Origin of the sequence: Pelomonas caseinilytica (assembly GCF_021353235.1) — a bacterium.
In the GTDB taxonomy this organism is placed as follows: domain Bacteria; phylum Pseudomonadota; class Gammaproteobacteria; order Burkholderiales; family Burkholderiaceae_C; genus Pelomonas; species Pelomonas caseinilytica.
In genome coordinates this window covers 72763-87305 of sequence record NZ_JAJTWT010000002.1, presented here as the reverse complement: position 1 = coordinate 87305, position 14543 = coordinate 72763, and the positions used below count along the sequence as shown (strand labels likewise).

The window sequence follows — 14543 nt, the reverse complement described above, 5'->3', positions numbered from 1 at the left end:
CCATGTTCACCAAGATCCTGATTGCAAATCGTGGCGAGATCGCCTGCCGGGTCATTGCGACGGCGAAGAAGATGGGCATCGCGACCGTCGCCGTCTACTCCGAGGCCGACAAGGACGCCCGCCACGTCGAGATGGCCGACGAGGCCGTGCTGCTGGGCCCGGCGCCCTCGCGCGAGAGCTACCTCGTCGCCGACAAGATCATTGCGGCCTGCAAGCAGACGGGCGCCCAGGCTCTTCACCCGGGCTATGGCTTCCTGTCCGAGAACGAGGACTTCGCCCGCCGCTGCGAGGAGGAGGGCATCGTCTTCATCGGGCCCAAGCACTACAGCATCGCGGCCATGGGCGACAAGATCGCCTCCAAGAAGCTCGCCAACGAGGCCAAGGTCAGCACCATTCCCGGCCACAACGAGCCCATCCAGTCGCCGGAAGAAGCTGTCGAGATCGCCAAGCGCATCGGCTACCCGGTCATGATCAAGGCCAGCGCCGGCGGCGGCGGCAAGGGCCTGCGCGTGGCCTTCAACGACAAGGAGTGCTTCGAGGGCTTCAGTTCCTGCCGCAACGAGGCGCGCAACAGCTTCGGCGACGACCGCGTCTTCATGGAGAAGTTCGTCGAGCAACCGCGCCACATCGAGATCCAGGTGCTGGGCGACTCGCAGGGCAACGTCGTCTACCTCTGGGAGCGCGAATGCTCCATCCAGCGCCGCCACCAGAAGGTGATCGAGGAGGCGCCGTCGCCCTTCATCAGCGAAGCCACGCGCCGCGCCATGGGCGAGCAGGCCGTGGCCCTGGCCAAGGCGGTGAAGTACCAGAGCGCCGGCACGGTGGAGTTCGTCGTCGGCAAGGACCAGGACTTCTACTTCCTGGAGATGAACACCCGGCTGCAGGTCGAGCACCCGGTGACCGAGTGCATCACGGGGCTGGACCTGGTCGAGCAGATGATCCGCGTGGCCGCCGGCGAGCCGCTGTCCTTCACGCAGGCCGACATCAAGCGGGATGGCTGGGCCATCGAGTGCCGCATCAACGCGGAGGACCCCTTCCGCAACTTCCTGCCGTCCACCGGCCGGCTGGTGCGTTATCAGCCGCCCGAGGCGACCATGGTGCAGGCCGAGCCGGGCCGCTTCGGCGTGCGCGTGGACACCGGCGTCTACGAGGGCGGCGAGATCCCGATGTTCTACGACTCGATGATCGCCAAGCTCATCGTGCATGGGAAGGACCGCACCGAGGCCATTGCCAAGATGCGCGAGGCGCTGAACGGCTTCGTCATTCGGGGCGTGTCAAGCAACATCCCCTTCCAGGCGGCCCTGCTGGCCCACCCGGACTTCGCCAGCGGCGACTTCAACACCGGCTTCATCGCCCGGCACTACGCGGGCGGCTTCCGTGCCGAGGACGTGCCGCACGAGGACCCGCGCTTCCTGGTGGCGCTGGCCGGCTTCATCCGCCGCAAGGCCCGCGAGCGCGAGGCCGGCATCAGCGGCCAGCTGCGCGGCCACGAGGTGCAGATCGAGCACGACTACGTCGCCGTCGTCAACCTGGGTGGCGGCCGGACCGAGCGCCACGTCCTGCACATCTCGGAGTTCGCCGGCGCCCTCGGCGAGGCGCGCGTGCAGGTCGAGGGCGCCGACTACCGCATCGCCAGCCACTCCCGCCTGAACGACGTGCGCATCACCGGCACTGTCAATGGCAGGCCCTTCACTGCCCAGGCCGAGCGCGGCACGGCCAAGAACCCGCTGGCCTACCGCATCCAGCATGGTGGCCTGTCCGTCGAGCTGACCGTGCTGAGTCCGCGCGCCGCCGAGCTGCATGCCCTCATGCCCTACAAGGCGCCGCCGGACACGTCCAAGCTGCTGCTGTCGCCCATGCCGGGCCTGCTGGTGCACGTGGCCGCCCAGGTCGGCCAGACGGTGCAGGCCGGCGAGCGCCTGGCGGTGATCGAGGCGATGAAGATGGAGAACATCCTCACCGCGCAGCAGGACGTGACCGTGGCCGAGGTGCTCGCCAAGCCGGGCGAGAGCCTGTCGGTGGACCAACCCATCCTGAGGTTCGCCTGATGAGCACGACGCGCCCCTTCAAGGTCCTCGGCCTGCAGCAGATCGCCATCGGCGGCCTCGACAAGGGCAGGTTGCGCCACCTCTGGACCGAACTGCTCGGCGTGCCCGCGACCGGCAACTTCAGGAGCGAGCGGGAGAACGTCGACGAGGACATCTGCACGCTGGGGCAGGGCGCCCATGCCGTCGAGGTGGACCTCATGCAGCCGCTCGATCCCGAGAAGAAGCCGGCCGTGCACGCGACGCCGCTCAACCACATCGGCCTGTGGGTGGACGACCTGCCCACTGCCGTCGCCTGGCTGGAATCGCGGGGCCTGCGCTTCGCGCCCGGTGGCATCCGCCGCGGCGCCGCGGGCCATGACATCTGCTTCGTCCATCCCAAGGGCAACGAGCAGTTCCCGTTCGGCGGGGAAGGCGTGCTGATCGAGCTGGTGCAGGCGCCGCCCGAGGTGGTCGCCGCCCTGGCCCCGCGAGCGGGCTGAGGCCCTTGCGCCAGCCGGGCTTCCTCCCACACCCGGTGGATTGAGCAAACCCAGCCTGCAAGGCAAGATGCGGCCCTTGCCAGCCCGCACGAAGCCGGGCATGGGTTGCTCACTCCGGCCCCAAGCGGGCGTCGGGGGTCTTCAGGGGGGAACGATGGCCACGCGTACCTACTACGAGCAGTCTCGACCGGAGGTTCGCCCCTTCGTCCCGGCGCAGTGCCTGCGCGTGCTGGAGATCGGTTGCTCCGAAGGCCGGTTCATGGCGGGCCTGAAGGCCGAGCGCCCGGGCCTGTATGCGGTGGGCGTCGAGCCTTTTCCTGACGCGGCGAGCAAGGCTGCCGCGGTCTTCGACCGCCTCATCCAGGCACCCGTCGAGGCGGCGCTGGATCAACTGGGCGACGAGGCTCCCTTCGATTGCATGGTGGCCAATGACGTCCTCGAACATCTGGTCGACCCCTGGAGCGTGCTGAAGCGGGTCTGCGAGCGCCTGGCCCCCGGCGGCTGCGTGGTGGCCTCACTGCCCAACATCCGGCATTGGCCGACCTTGAATGCGCTCTTCCTCGGTGGCCGCTGGGATTACACCGAGGCGGGCGTCCTCGACCGCACCCACTTGCGCTTCTTCACGCGCCAGAGCCTGCCCGACCTCTTCAAGCGCGGCGGCTTCGCGCTCACGGCTTGCGAAGGCATCAACGCCGCCGAGCTGCCGTGGAAGATCGCCCTGCTCAACCGCCTGCTGTCGGGGCGTTTCGACGACGTGCGCTACCAGCAGTTCATTTGTGTGGCCCATCGGTTCGCCGACAGCGAAGCGCCGATTCCCCAATCGCCGCTTCTGCAACGGCCCGTCGCTTCGTAACCTGCGTCCAGCAAAACTTGCGCGTGCCGCGCTGGGCTCACCGGCCCGTGGCACACCGGAAGGCGGGGCGGCCACAAGCGGGCTCGCCGATTCGGTTGCAAGGCTTTGCCCGGCGCGCGCCAGAATCACGGCCCTTCCTGCTGCCGCTGCTGTCGCCCATGCGCCTTCTCCTCGCCCTGTCCGCCTTGCTGCTGCCCTTGTTCGCGCAGGCCTGGGGCAACCACACGCCCATGTGTTACCGCGCCTTCGAGCGCATGCCGGAGGTGGCCGGCGCCGCGCCGGTGAAGGCCGAGCCCCTCGCCGACTTCCTGCACGACCAGGAGGCCGCCATCGCCCGCACGCTCGATGCCCAGGAGGCCTGGGCTCGGCAGCACCTGCAGCACCATGCGCCGCGGCCCGAGGCCCTGCGCTTCGTGCCTGACGCCAGGCGCAGCGACGCCGAGCGGCGTGCGGCCTTCATCGCCGCGCTTCGGCTGGCGCCGTCATCGCGGCTGGCTCTGTACCTGCAGCCCGACCCGCGCGAGGCCGCGCCCGCGCGACCGTCGCTGGAGGCCGCCGTCGTCACCGTGGTCCGGCCTGCCGCGGGCAGCACGCAGCGCTTCGTCGCCCTGCAGCCGGGCGAAGCCGTGGCGCCTCTGGCCGTGCTGGCCTCGGCCTGCGACGAGCCCGACTACGGCCACGACCTCAACCTCTTCGACGACAACCCCGGCCATCCGGACTACGGATTCGGCAAGCAGCCCTTCGGCAATCCCGCCGTGGCCATCGGCTCGCAGGCGCCTTTCCACATGGGCTTCTTCCACCAGGGAGCGATCTTCAATGCCCTGGCGCCGAACTTCGCCCGCACCTTCACCGAAATGCGCGTGCAGCAGTACGGGGGCCTGGCGGTGCTGGCCTGGCAGACGGGCCATGCTTACTGGGGCTGGCGCTTCGCCGGCATGGCCCTGCACCACGTGGAAGACCTGACCCAGCCTTACCACGCCAGCGCCGCGCCCGGCGCCACGCTGGCCCGCATGATGTGGGTCAACCTCAAGGCCCAACTCGGGGCCCCGGCCGACCGCCAAGGCCTCGTCGTGCTGCAGGGCAACCGCCATTTCGTGCTGGAGCAGTTCCAGACGCGCTGGATCATCGATGCGGCCCGGCAGCGTCGCGACGGCCCGCTGGAGCTGGCCTTGCGTGACGCCGCGCGTGACGGCCGCTATCCGCCCTGGAGCCCGGCCTATGTGCGGGAGGTGGTGGCGGCGGAAGCCTTTGCCGCAGGGCCGGCGACCGACGCCGCCGTGGTCGTCGGCGCGCCGGCGAAATTTGTCTCTGACCCCAATTTGGATTTCGCGGCGAACGAGGCACGGTTCGGGCCGGAGCTGGCGCGGGACCTGCAAGGGCAGCGCGAGGCCTTGCTAGGCCAGGTGGCCGAGTTGCTGGGCCATTTCGGCGCCCACAGCCGCAATTCATTGCGGGGCTTGCTGAGCCAGGCGGGCGGCACGATGCCGCATTGAAGTTCGTATTCGACGAAATCAACGTCGTTTTTTGGCGCAGAATTGCGTTCTTCACGAAGGCTATGCTGGAGGCAAGACGACCATGCGCCACGATCTCACCACCCTCAACCTCGTGCTGGCCATCGAGCAGACGCGCTCGATCACCCGTGGCGCGGCCCAGGAGCACCTGGCGCTGGCCGCGGCGAGCAAACGCCTGTCGGACCTCGAAAGCCGGCTCGGCGTGCAGCTCTTCGAGAGGCGCGCGCGCGGCGTCGAGCCCACCGAGGCCGGGCGGGCGCTGGTGCGCCACATTCGGTCGCTGCATGCCTCGCTCTACGCCCTCGAGACCGAGGTCATGGAGTTCTCGCGCGGCATCAAGGGGCATCTGCGCATCGCGTCCAACACCAGTGCCATCGCCGAGTGCCTGCCGCCGTATCTCGTCGAGTTCTCCCAGGCCCACGCGCAGATCCGCATCAGCCTCGAAGACCTGACCAGCGCCGAGGTGCAGGCCGCCGTGGCGGAGGGCAGGGCGGACGTGGGCATCTTCACCGCCCCCGTGCTGGACAACCGCGTGCAGACCTGGGTCTTCGCCCGCGGGCGCCTGGCGGCCCTGGTGCCGCTCAAGCACCCCCTGGCCAACCGCGAATCCGTCAGCTTCGACGACCTGCTGGCCTACGACCTCATCGGCCTGCATGCCGGCGCCAGCGCCCAGGAGCTGATGCGCGAGCAAGCCGCCGCCCGCGGCAAGACGCTCAACGCCCGGCTGCAGGTGCGCGGCTTCGACGGCATCGCCCAGCTCGTCGAATCGGGCCTGGGCGTGGCCGTGCTGCCCGAACAACCGGCCGAGCGCTTCACCCGCGTCTTCGGCGTGCGCTGCCTGCGGCTTGAAGAGCCCTGGGCCGAGCGCGACTATTACCTGGGTGTGCTGCGCCAGCAGCGTCTGCCCACCGTGGTGCAACGCTTCGTGGACACCCTCATTCCCCGAGACAAGCAATGACTGCACGTACTCTCTACGACAAGCTCTGGGACGAGCATGTCGTGCACACCGAGCCAGACGGCACGGCCCTGCTCTACATCGACCGCCACCTGGTCCACGAAGTGACCAGCCCCCAGGCCTTCGAAGGCCTGGACCTGGCCGGCCGCAAGGTCTGGCGGCTGTCGGCCAACCTGGCCGTCAGCGACCACAACGTGCCGACGACCGACCGCAGCCACGGCATCGCCGACCCGGTCTCCAGGCTGCAGGTCGACACGCTGGACGCCAACTGCGACCGCTTCGGCATCACGCAGTTCAAGATGAACGACCGCCGCCAGGGCATCGTGCACGTCATCGGTCCGGAGCAGGGCGCGACGCTCCCCGGCATGACCGTCGTCTGCGGTGACAGCCACACGTCGACGCATGGCGCCTTCGGCGCACTGGCCCACGGCATCGGCACCAGCGAGGTCGAGCATGTGCTGGCCACGCAGACGCTGTCGGCCAAGAAGGCCAGGAACCTGCTCGTCAAGGTCGAGGGGCAACTGCCCAAGGGCTGCGGCGCCAAGGACATCGTGCTGGCCATCATCGGCAAGATCGGCACCGCGGGCGGCACGGGCTACACCATCGAGTTCGCCGGCTCGGCCATCCGCGCGCTGAGCATGGAAGGCCGCATGACGGTCTGCAATATGGCCATCGAAGCCGGCGCCCGCGCGGGCCTCATCGGCGTGGACGACACCACCATCAACTACGTCAAGGGCCGCCCCTTCTCGCCGCAAGGCGTCGAGTGGGACCAGGCCGTCGCCTACTGGCGCACCCTGCATTCCGACCCCGGCGCCCACTTCGACAAGGTCGTCGAGATCGACGCCGCCCGGATCCGCCCGCAGGTGACCTGGGGCACCTCGCCCGAGATGGTGCTCGCCATCGATGACCGCGTGCCCGACCCCGACAAGGAGAAGGACGCCGTCAAGCGCGGCGCCATCGAGCGCGCGCTGACCTACATGGCCCTGGAACCCAACAAGGCCATCGCCGACATCCACGTCGACAAAGTCTTCATCGGCTCCTGCACCAACAGCCGCATCGAGGACATGCGCGAGGCCGCGGCCGTCGTGCGCCGCGTGGGTGGCCGTGTCGCCCGCAACATCAAGCTGGCCCTCGTCGTGCCGGGCTCCGGCCTCGTCAAGGCCCAGGCCGAGGCCGAAGGCCTGGACCAGGTCTTCAAGGCCGCCGGCTTCGAGTGGCGCGAGCCGGGCTGCTCCATGTGCCTGGCGATGAACGCCGACCGGCTGGAGCCGGGCGAGCGTTGCGCCTCCACGAGCAACCGCAACTTCGAAGGCCGCCAGGGCGCCGGTGGCCGCACCCACCTGGTCAGCCCCGCCATGGCCGCCGCCGCGGCGATGACCGGCCACTTCGTTGACGTGAGGACGTTGGCCTGACATGGACAAGTTCACCATCCACCAGGGCCTCGTCGCGCCCATGGACCGCGAGAACGTCGATACCGACGCCATCATCCCCAAGCAGTTCCTGAAGTCGATCAAGCGCTCGGGCTTCGGGCCCAACCTCTTCGACGAGTGGCGCTACCTCGACCGCGGCGAGCCCGGCCAGGACCCCGCCAGCCGCAAGCCCAACCCCGACTTCGTGCTGAACCAGCCGCGCTACGCGGGGGCCAGCATCCTCGTCGCGCGGCAGAACTTCGGCTGCGGTTCCAGCCGCGAGCATGCGCCCTGGGCACTGCAGCAATACGGCTTCCGCGCCATCCTGGCGCCGAGCTTCGCCGACATCTTCTTCAACAACTGCTTCAAGAACGGGCTGCTGCCCATCGTCCTGCCGGAGAGCGCCATCGCGCGGCTCTTCGACGAGGTCTACGCGTTCCCGGGTTATCAGCTCACCATCGACCTGCCGCGCCAGGTCGTCGTCAAGCCCGATGGGGCGGAACTGCCCTTCGACATCGAGCCCTTCCGCAAGGAATGCCTGATCGGCGGCCTCGACGAGATCGGCCTGACCCTGCAGCACACCGACAAGATTCGCGCCTACGAGGCCGCCCGCATCGCCGCCAAACCCTGGCTCAACCATCGAATCGTCTGACATGACCAAGAAGATCGCAGTACTTCCCGGTGACGGCATCGGCCCGGAAATCATGGCCGAGGCGGTGAAGGTGCTGAACGCGCTGGACCTGCCCCTGCAACTCGACTGGGCCGACGTCGGCGGCAAGGCCTACGAGACCAGCGGCCATCCGCTGCCGCCGGCCACGCTGAAGCTCGCCCAGGAGGCCGATGCCGTGCTGTTCGGCGCCGTCGGCGACTGGAAGTACGACAAGCTCGAGCGCGCCCTGCGCCCCGAGCAGGCCATCCTCGGCCTGCGCAAGGCCTTGGGCCTGTTCGCCAACTTCCGCCCGGCCATCTGCTACGAGCAGCTCACGCACGCCTCCTCGCTCAAGCCCGAGCTGGTGGCGGGCCTGGACATCCTCATCATTCGCGAGCTGACCGGCGACATCTACTTCGGCCAGCCACGCGGCCGCCGCACCGCCGTCGACGGCCACTTCCCGGGCGCCGAGGAAGCCTTCGACACGATGCGCTACTCGCGCCCCGAGATCGAGCGCATCGCCCACGTCGCCTTCCAGGCGGCCCGCAAGCGCAACAAGCGCCTGACCAGCGTCGACAAGGCCAACGTGCTGGAGACCTCGCAGCTGTGGAAGGACGTGGTCACGGAGGTGCACGCGAGCTACCCGGACGTCGAGCTGGACCACATGTACGTCGACAACGCCGCCATGCAGCTCGTCAAGGCGCCCAAGAAGTTCGACGTCGTCGTGACCGGCAACATGTTCGGCGACATCCTGTCCGATGAAGCCGCGATGCTGACCGGCTCCATCGGCATGCTGCCCTCAGCGTCGTTGGATGCCAACAACAAGGGCCTCTACGAACCCTCGCACGGCAGCGCGCCGGACATCGCGGGCAAGGGGATTGCCAACCCTCTGGCTACAATCCTGTCCGCTGCCATGATGCTCAAGTTCTCCCTCAACCACGCCGACGCTGCCGCTCGCATCGAGCAGGCCGTGCAATCGGTGCTGGCCCAGGGCTTGCGCACCGCCGACATCTGGAGTGAAGGCACCTCGAAGGTCACGACCCGCGAGATGGGCGACGCCGTCGTCAAGGCCATCACCACCACCAAAACCATCAAGAGCTAACGCTCCGTCTCGTCTCGCCCCCTCCAGACCCGGCGAACGAGCCGGGGCCTCAAGTGAGACGGGTTTGGTGAACGACAGACGAAAGGATTGATGATGACGACCCTGGTAGGCCTCGTAGGCTGGCGCGGCATGGTGGGCTCCGTGCTCATGGAGCGCATGACCGCCGAGCGCGATTTCGACCTGATCGAGCCGCTGTTCTTCTCGACCTCCAATGCCGGCGGCGCCGCCCCGGCGCAGGCGCGCAACGAGAAGACGCTGCAGAACGCCTTCGACATCGAGCAGCTCAAGCGCTGCGACATCATCATCACCGCCCAGGGTGGCGACTACACGACCGAGGTCTTCCCCAAGCTGCGCGCCGCGGGCTGGAACGGCCACTGGATCGACGCGGCCTCCACGCTGCGCATGACCGACGACTCGGTCATCATCCTCGACCCCGTCAACCGCCCCGTCATCGACAAGGCCCTCGCCAACGGCGGCCGGAACTGGATCGGCGGCAACTGCACCGTCAGCTGCATGCTGATGGGTGTGGGCGCGCTCTACAAGGCCGGCCTGGTGGAGTGGATGTCCACCCAGACCTACCAGGCCGCCTCGGGCGGCGGCGCCCAGCACATGCGCGAACTGCTGACGCAGTACGGCACGCTGAACGCCTCGGTGAAGTCGCTGCTCGACGACCCCAAGAGCGCCATCCTCGAGATCGACCGCCAGGTCATCGCCAAGCAGCGCTCGCTGTCGGCTGAGGAGACGGCCAACTTCGGCGTGCCGCTGGGCGGCTCGCTGATCCCCTGGATCGACAAGGACCTGGGCAACGGCATGTCCCGCGAGGAATGGAAGGGCATGGCCGAGACCAACAAGATCCTCGGCAAGGCCTCGGGCGAGGCCATCCCCGTCGACGGCTTCTGCGTGCGCGTGGGCGCCATGCGCTGCCACAGCCAGGCGCTGACCTTCAAGCTCAGGAAGGACGTGCCCCTGGCCGACGTCGAGGCCATGATCGCCGCCGACAACGACTGGGTGAAGGTCGTGCCGAATACACGGGAAGCGACGATTCGTGATCTGACGCCCGTGGCGGTCACTGGCACGATGACCATCCCCGTCGGCCGGCTGCGCAAGCTGGCCATGGGGCCGGAGTACCTCGGCGCCTTCACCATCGGCGACCAGTTGCTCTGGGGTGCGGCGGAGCCGTTGCGTCGCATGCTGCGCATCCTGCTGGAGCGCTGAGCGCGGCTTGGCGCTCGGGCCCCCTTGCCGGGGCCCGGCCCGCAGCTGCAGCAAGGTGCGGTTGCTTACGGTCTGTTACGGTGGAACCTAGGGTTCACCCCGGGTTGGATATGGAAACCAAGCGACACATCAGGTATCGCGTGAGCATTTCCGCGTATATGCTTGATGCCGTTGTGTTTTTAGTTCGAGACTCGACGCAGGCGATAACGTGCAAACCAGCGTGCAGATCCGGTTCGTGCAGCGCGTGCTGAAGATCGAGACAGGCGGGGCCCATTGCCCCGCCTTGTTGCTTTGGGGAATGCCTTGAAAGACCACACCCGCGACGCATCCGAGGGAGTTCGCCCAACCGGCTTCGCCCGCCACCGTCTGGCGCTTGCTGCCTTGCTCGTGGCCAGCAGCGGCGGCGCGCACGCGCTGGGCCTGGGCAAGCTGAACGTGCAGTCGGCGCTCGGCGAGACCATGCGCGCCGAGATCGACGTCACCAGCCTGTCGGCCGAAGAAGCCGCCACGCTGAAGGTTCGGGTCGCGCCGGCGGAGGCCTACCGCGCCACCGGTGTCGACTTCAACCCGGTGCTCAGCTCCACCCAGGTCCAGGTCGTCAAGCGCGACGGCCGCACCGTGCTGCGCGTCCTGAGCGACCGGGCGGTGCAGGAACCCTTCGTGGACGTCATCCTCGAGCTGACCTGGTCCAGCGGCAGGCTGGTCCGCGAATACACGCTGCTGTTCGATCCGCCGGGCCTGCCCAAGCCTGCTCCCGTCATCACGGCGCCGCCGGCCATTGCCGCCACGCCGGCGCCAAGCCAAGCCGCGTCCTCCGAGGCCGTGCCTGCACCGGCGCCTGCGGTGACGGCCGCTTTGCCCCGGAGCGCCACCCCGGCGCCCGCGCCCGTCGCGGTGGCCAAGCCGCCAGCGCCGGTGGCCGTGCGTCCGCCCGTCGCGACCGCCTCCGAGTACGCCGTGCGCCCTGGCGACTCGCTGTCCAAGATCGCGGCCCGCACGCAGGTCGCTGGCATCTCGCTCGACCAGATGCTGGTCGGCCTGTTCCGCAACAACCCGGACGCCTTCATCGACGGCAACATGAACCGGGTCAAGGCCGGCACGGTGCTGCAGGTGCCTGGCAGCGAGACGCTCGCCGCCGTGCCGCCCGCCGAGGCCCGCCGGGTCATCCTGGCCCAGAGCGCCGATTTCTCCGCCTACCGCCAGCGCCTCGCCTCCGCCGCGCCGACGCTGCAATCCAACGAGAGCGAGCGCCAGTCCAAGGGGCAGGTGCAGGCCGCCGTCGAAGACCGCAAGCCTGCGGCGGCGCCGACGCCCGACAAGCTGACGCTGAGCAAGGCGTCCTCGGCCAGCGCCGCGGAGGCCAAGGTCTCGAAGGAAGCCGAGAAGAAGGACGCCGCGGCCCGCGTGGCGGAGCTGACCCGCAACGTCGAGGAACTCAAGCGCCTGTCCACCGCCGCCAAGCCCGGCGCGCAGGCGGCCTCCACGGCGTCGACGGCATCCACGCCGGTGACGCCGACCGTGCCCGCGCCGGTCGTCGCCGCGGTCGAGGCGGCCTCGGCCGCGGCCTCTGCACCGGTGGCGGCGGCCAGCGCTGCGGCTTCGCGGCCCATGGCGCGCGCCAGCGCCCCGCTGGCGCCGCCGCCGGCCGCCGAACCGCCGAGCTTCATCGAGCAGCTGCTCGACAACCCCATCGTGCTGCCCCTGGCCGGGGTGCTGGTTGCAGTGCTGGGCGGCTTCGGCCTGTACCGGCTGCGCTCGCGCCGTCCGACGCATGCGGCTGAGACGGGCTTCCACGAAAGCCGCCTGCAGCCCGATTCCTTCTTCGGCGGCACGGGCGGCCAGCGGGTGGACACGCGCGACGCCCAGACCAGTGGCCAGTCGTCGATGAGCTATTCGCTCAGCCAGCTCGACGCCATCGGGGATGTCGATCCGGTCGCCGAGGCCGATGTCTATCTCGCCTATGGCCGCGACCTGCAGGCTGAGGAGATCCTGAAGGAAGCACTGCGCGCAAACCCGACGCGCCTGGCCATCCGCCTCAAGCTGCTGGAGGTCTACGCCAAGCGCCGCGACACCAAGGGCTTCGAGCAGCTGGCCGTCCAGCTCTACGCGGAGACCAAGGGCAGCGGCGAGGATTGGTCCAAGGCCCAGGAACTCGGCCGCGGCATCGATCCGGACAACCCCCTCTACCAGCCGGGCGGCGCGCCCGCCCACGTCGAGGACGGCCCGGAGCTGCGCCCCGAGCCCATGAACGCCAGCACGCTGCCGCAGACCGCGGTGCCCAGCGGCGCCCATGCCGCCGCGGCTCATCTCGGCACCGACGCCCTGTCCCGCAGCGGCCCGGACACCGGCCCCGTCAGCGGCTTCGACCTCGCCCTGGACCTGGACCTGGATGCGCCCGAACCCGTCTCGCCGACGGCCATGGCCGCGACGCAGGCCATGCCCGCCTCGGCCGAGCGTGCGCCGATGACGATGGACTTCGACATCTCCAGCCGTGGCACGCGGACGGCGCCTCCGGCGCCCAACCTGGACTTCGACCTCAGCGGCATGGGCGGCCTGCCGGTCAGTCCGCCGCCCGCGCCCGCCGCGCCGGCCGTGGCCTCGACCGACCTCGACTTCGACCTCGGCGAGCCGACCCAGCCTGGCGAGACCCACCCCGACAAGCTGGCCGAAGCCCTCGAGGCCCTGGGCGACGACGACGGCGACCCCCTGGTGCGCCAGTTGGAACTCGCCGACGAGTTCCGCCAGATCGGCGACACGGAAGGTGCCCGCGAAGTGCTGCAGGAGCTGATCCAGCGCGCCAGCGGCTCGCTGCGGGATCGTGCCCAGGCCATGCTCAACGAGCTGCGCTGAGCTCTGCCGCGATACTCTGACGCCCGGCTTGGCCGGGCGTTTTTCTTGACAGTCCATGAGAGTCGCATTGGGAGTGAGCTACCGCGGCGGCGGCTACAACGGTTGGCAGAGCCAGCCCGGCGGCCGCACGGTGCAGGACGCCCTCGAAAAAGGCCTGTCCGCCTTCGCGGCCCGGCCCATCCGCACCCTGTGCGCCGGCCGCACCGACGCGGGCGTGCACGGCATCAACCAGGTCGTGCACTTCGACACCGAGGTCGAGCGCGAGCCCTTCTCCTGGGTGCGCGGCAGCAACCGCTACCTGCCGCCTGACATCGCCATCCAGTGGTGCCGCTTCCCCGGCGACGCCTTCCACGCCCGCAACTCCGCCCGAGGCCGGCGTTATGCCTATCTGCTGCTGGAATCGGCCGTGCGGCCGGCCATCGAGTCGGGCCAGTGCGGCTGGATCTTCCGGCCGCTGGACCAGGCCGCGCTCGAAGCCGCGGCTGAGCGCCTGATCGGCGAGCACGATTTCACCTCCTTCCGCTCGGCCGAATGCCAGGCGGCCTCGCCGGTCAAGACGCTGCGCGAAATCCGCGTCGAGCGGCGCGGCGCCTACTGGCGCTTCGAGTTCGAGGCCAGCGCCTTCCTGCACCACATGGTGCGCAACCTGATGGGCTGCCTGCTCGCGGTGGGCAGCGGCACGCGTTCGCCGGACTGGGTCAGCGAGGTGCTGGCCGCCCGCGACCGCAAGGTGGCCGCGCCCACCTTCGCCCCTGACGGCCTGTATTTCCTCGGCCCGACCTACGATGCCGAGCTGGACATCCCGCGGCATGTCGCCGCGCTCGATTGGTTGCCATGACCCGAATCAAGATCTGCGGCCTCAGCCAGGAAGCCCACGTGGAAGCGGCGGTCGAGGCCGGTGCCGACGCCGTCGGCTTCGTCTTCTATGCCAAGAGCGCGCGCTTCGTGACGCCGCAGCGGGCGAGGGTGCTGGCGCGCTTGCTGCCGCCCTTCGTCACGCCGGTGGGCCTTTTCGTCAATGCGACCGATGCGGAGCTGCAGGCCGGTCTCGAGGCCCTGCCCAACATGCTCGTGCAGTTCCATGGCGACGAGACGCCAGCCGACTGTGATCGCACCGAGCGGCCCTATCTGCGCGCCGCGGCCGTGACGCCCGGTTTCGACTTGGTAGACTTCGGTTCTCGTTTTTCCAACGCCCAGGCCATCCTGCTCGACGCTCCCGTCGAAGGTTATGGCGGCGGCGGCAAGGTCTTCGATTGGTCACTCGTTCCTCCAAACGTCAGCTCTCGCCTCGTTTTGTCTGGTGGGTTGAGTGCTGCCAACGTAGCCGATGGCATCGCACGGGTGCGGCCCTGGGCCGTTGATGTGAGTTCCGGCGTCGAGGTGTCCAAGGGCATCAAGAGCGCCGACCTGATCCACCAGTTCTGCCGCGCGGTGCGCCGCGCCGACGCCGAACTGACCCGCTAGGAAAAACC

12 protein-coding genes are annotated in these 14543 nt (G+C 69.1%); all 12 read left to right on the top strand.

All coding sequences use genetic code 11. From position 1 onward, the window contains the following. Positions 1-2: 2 nt before the first annotated feature. The 12 genes from accC (at position 3) to LXT12_RS04220 (ending at position 14535) form a co-directional block, all read left to right on the top strand. Entirely contained in the window at positions 3-2048 is a 2046-nt protein-coding gene (accC, locus tag LXT12_RS04275; RefSeq protein WP_233389819.1) for an acetyl-CoA carboxylase biotin carboxylase subunit, read from the top strand. After that, complete coding sequence (locus tag LXT12_RS04270) at positions 2048-2527, top strand: VOC family protein (protein WP_233389818.1); 480 nt, start codon at positions 2048-2050, stop codon at positions 2525-2527. The genes accC and LXT12_RS04270 overlap by 1 nt, the downstream gene beginning before the upstream one ends. 40 nt (positions 2528-2567) lie before the next feature. Further along, entirely contained in the window at positions 2568-3380 is an 813-nt protein-coding gene (locus tag LXT12_RS04265) for a class I SAM-dependent methyltransferase (RefSeq protein WP_233389815.1), read from the top strand. Between the two features lie 158 nt (positions 3381-3538). Beyond that, the gene (locus LXT12_RS04260) at positions 3539-4873 is read left to right on the top strand and encodes a phospholipase C/P1 nuclease family protein (protein WP_233389813.1); all 1335 of its coding nucleotides are present in this window, start codon (positions 3539-3541) and stop codon (positions 4871-4873) included. Positions 4874-4955: 82 nt separating this feature from the next. After that, positions 4956-5849 carry a LysR family transcriptional regulator gene (locus LXT12_RS04255; protein WP_233389811.1) on the top strand — a complete coding sequence of 298 codons (894 nt, stop codon included), beginning with the start codon at positions 4956-4958 and terminating at the stop codon, positions 5847-5849. Next, positions 5846-7258, top strand: a complete 1413-nt coding sequence (gene leuC, locus LXT12_RS04250; protein ID WP_233389809.1) for a 3-isopropylmalate dehydratase large subunit — start codon at positions 5846-5848, stop codon at positions 7256-7258. The genes LXT12_RS04255 and leuC overlap by 4 nt, the downstream gene beginning before the upstream one ends. Position 7259: 1 nt before the next feature. Next, positions 7260-7907: a 3-isopropylmalate dehydratase small subunit gene (leuD, locus tag LXT12_RS04245; protein WP_233389807.1), complete on the top strand. Its 648-nt coding sequence runs from the start codon at positions 7260-7262 to the stop codon at positions 7905-7907. 1 nt (position 7908) lies between these two features. Beyond that, positions 7909-9006 carry a 3-isopropylmalate dehydrogenase gene (gene leuB, locus LXT12_RS04240; protein WP_233389804.1) on the top strand — a complete coding sequence of 366 codons (1098 nt, stop codon included), beginning with the start codon at positions 7909-7911 and terminating at the stop codon, positions 9004-9006. A gap of 93 nt (positions 9007-9099) precedes the next feature. Continuing rightward, positions 9100-10221 (top strand): aspartate-semialdehyde dehydrogenase, encoded by a 1122-nt coding sequence (gene asd, locus LXT12_RS04235; RefSeq protein ID WP_233389802.1) that lies wholly within the window; start codon positions 9100-9102, stop codon positions 10219-10221. A gap of 303 nt (positions 10222-10524) precedes the next feature. Further along, complete coding sequence (locus tag LXT12_RS04230) at positions 10525-13071, top strand: motility hub landmark protein FimV (RefSeq protein WP_233389800.1); 2547 nt, start codon at positions 10525-10527, stop codon at positions 13069-13071. A 55-nt stretch (positions 13072-13126) separates the two neighbouring features. Further along, positions 13127-13909: a tRNA pseudouridine(38-40) synthase TruA gene (truA, locus tag LXT12_RS04225; protein WP_233389797.1), complete on the top strand. Its 783-nt coding sequence runs from the start codon at positions 13127-13129 to the stop codon at positions 13907-13909. After that, positions 13906-14535 (top strand): phosphoribosylanthranilate isomerase, encoded by a 630-nt coding sequence (locus LXT12_RS04220; RefSeq protein ID WP_233389795.1) that lies wholly within the window; start codon positions 13906-13908, stop codon positions 14533-14535. The genes truA and LXT12_RS04220 overlap by 4 nt, the downstream gene beginning before the upstream one ends. Positions 14536-14543 lie beyond the last annotated feature (8 nt).

Coding starts and splice junctions, on each gene's coding strand:
- LXT12_RS04260 (WP_233389813.1), top strand. CDS start 3,539: ATGCGCCTTCTCCTCGCCCTGTCCGCCTTGCTGCTGCCCTTGTTCGCG.
- LXT12_RS04220 (WP_233389795.1), top strand. CDS start 13,906: ATGACCCGAATCAAGATCTGCGGCCTCAGCCAGGAAGCCCACGTGGAA.
- accC (WP_233389819.1), top strand. CDS start 3: ATGTTCACCAAGATCCTGATTGCAAATCGTGGCGAGATCGCCTGCCGG.
- LXT12_RS04255 (WP_233389811.1), top strand. CDS start 4,956: ATGCGCCACGATCTCACCACCCTCAACCTCGTGCTGGCCATCGAGCAG.
- asd (WP_233389802.1), top strand. CDS start 9,100: ATGACGACCCTGGTAGGCCTCGTAGGCTGGCGCGGCATGGTGGGCTCC.
- leuB (WP_233389804.1), top strand. CDS start 7,909: ATGACCAAGAAGATCGCAGTACTTCCCGGTGACGGCATCGGCCCGGAA.
- LXT12_RS04270 (WP_233389818.1), top strand. CDS start 2,048: ATGAGCACGACGCGCCCCTTCAAGGTCCTCGGCCTGCAGCAGATCGCC.
- leuC (WP_233389809.1), top strand. CDS start 5,846: ATGACTGCACGTACTCTCTACGACAAGCTCTGGGACGAGCATGTCGTG.
- truA (WP_233389797.1), top strand. CDS start 13,127: ATGAGAGTCGCATTGGGAGTGAGCTACCGCGGCGGCGGCTACAACGGT.
- leuD (WP_233389807.1), top strand. CDS start 7,260: ATGGACAAGTTCACCATCCACCAGGGCCTCGTCGCGCCCATGGACCGC.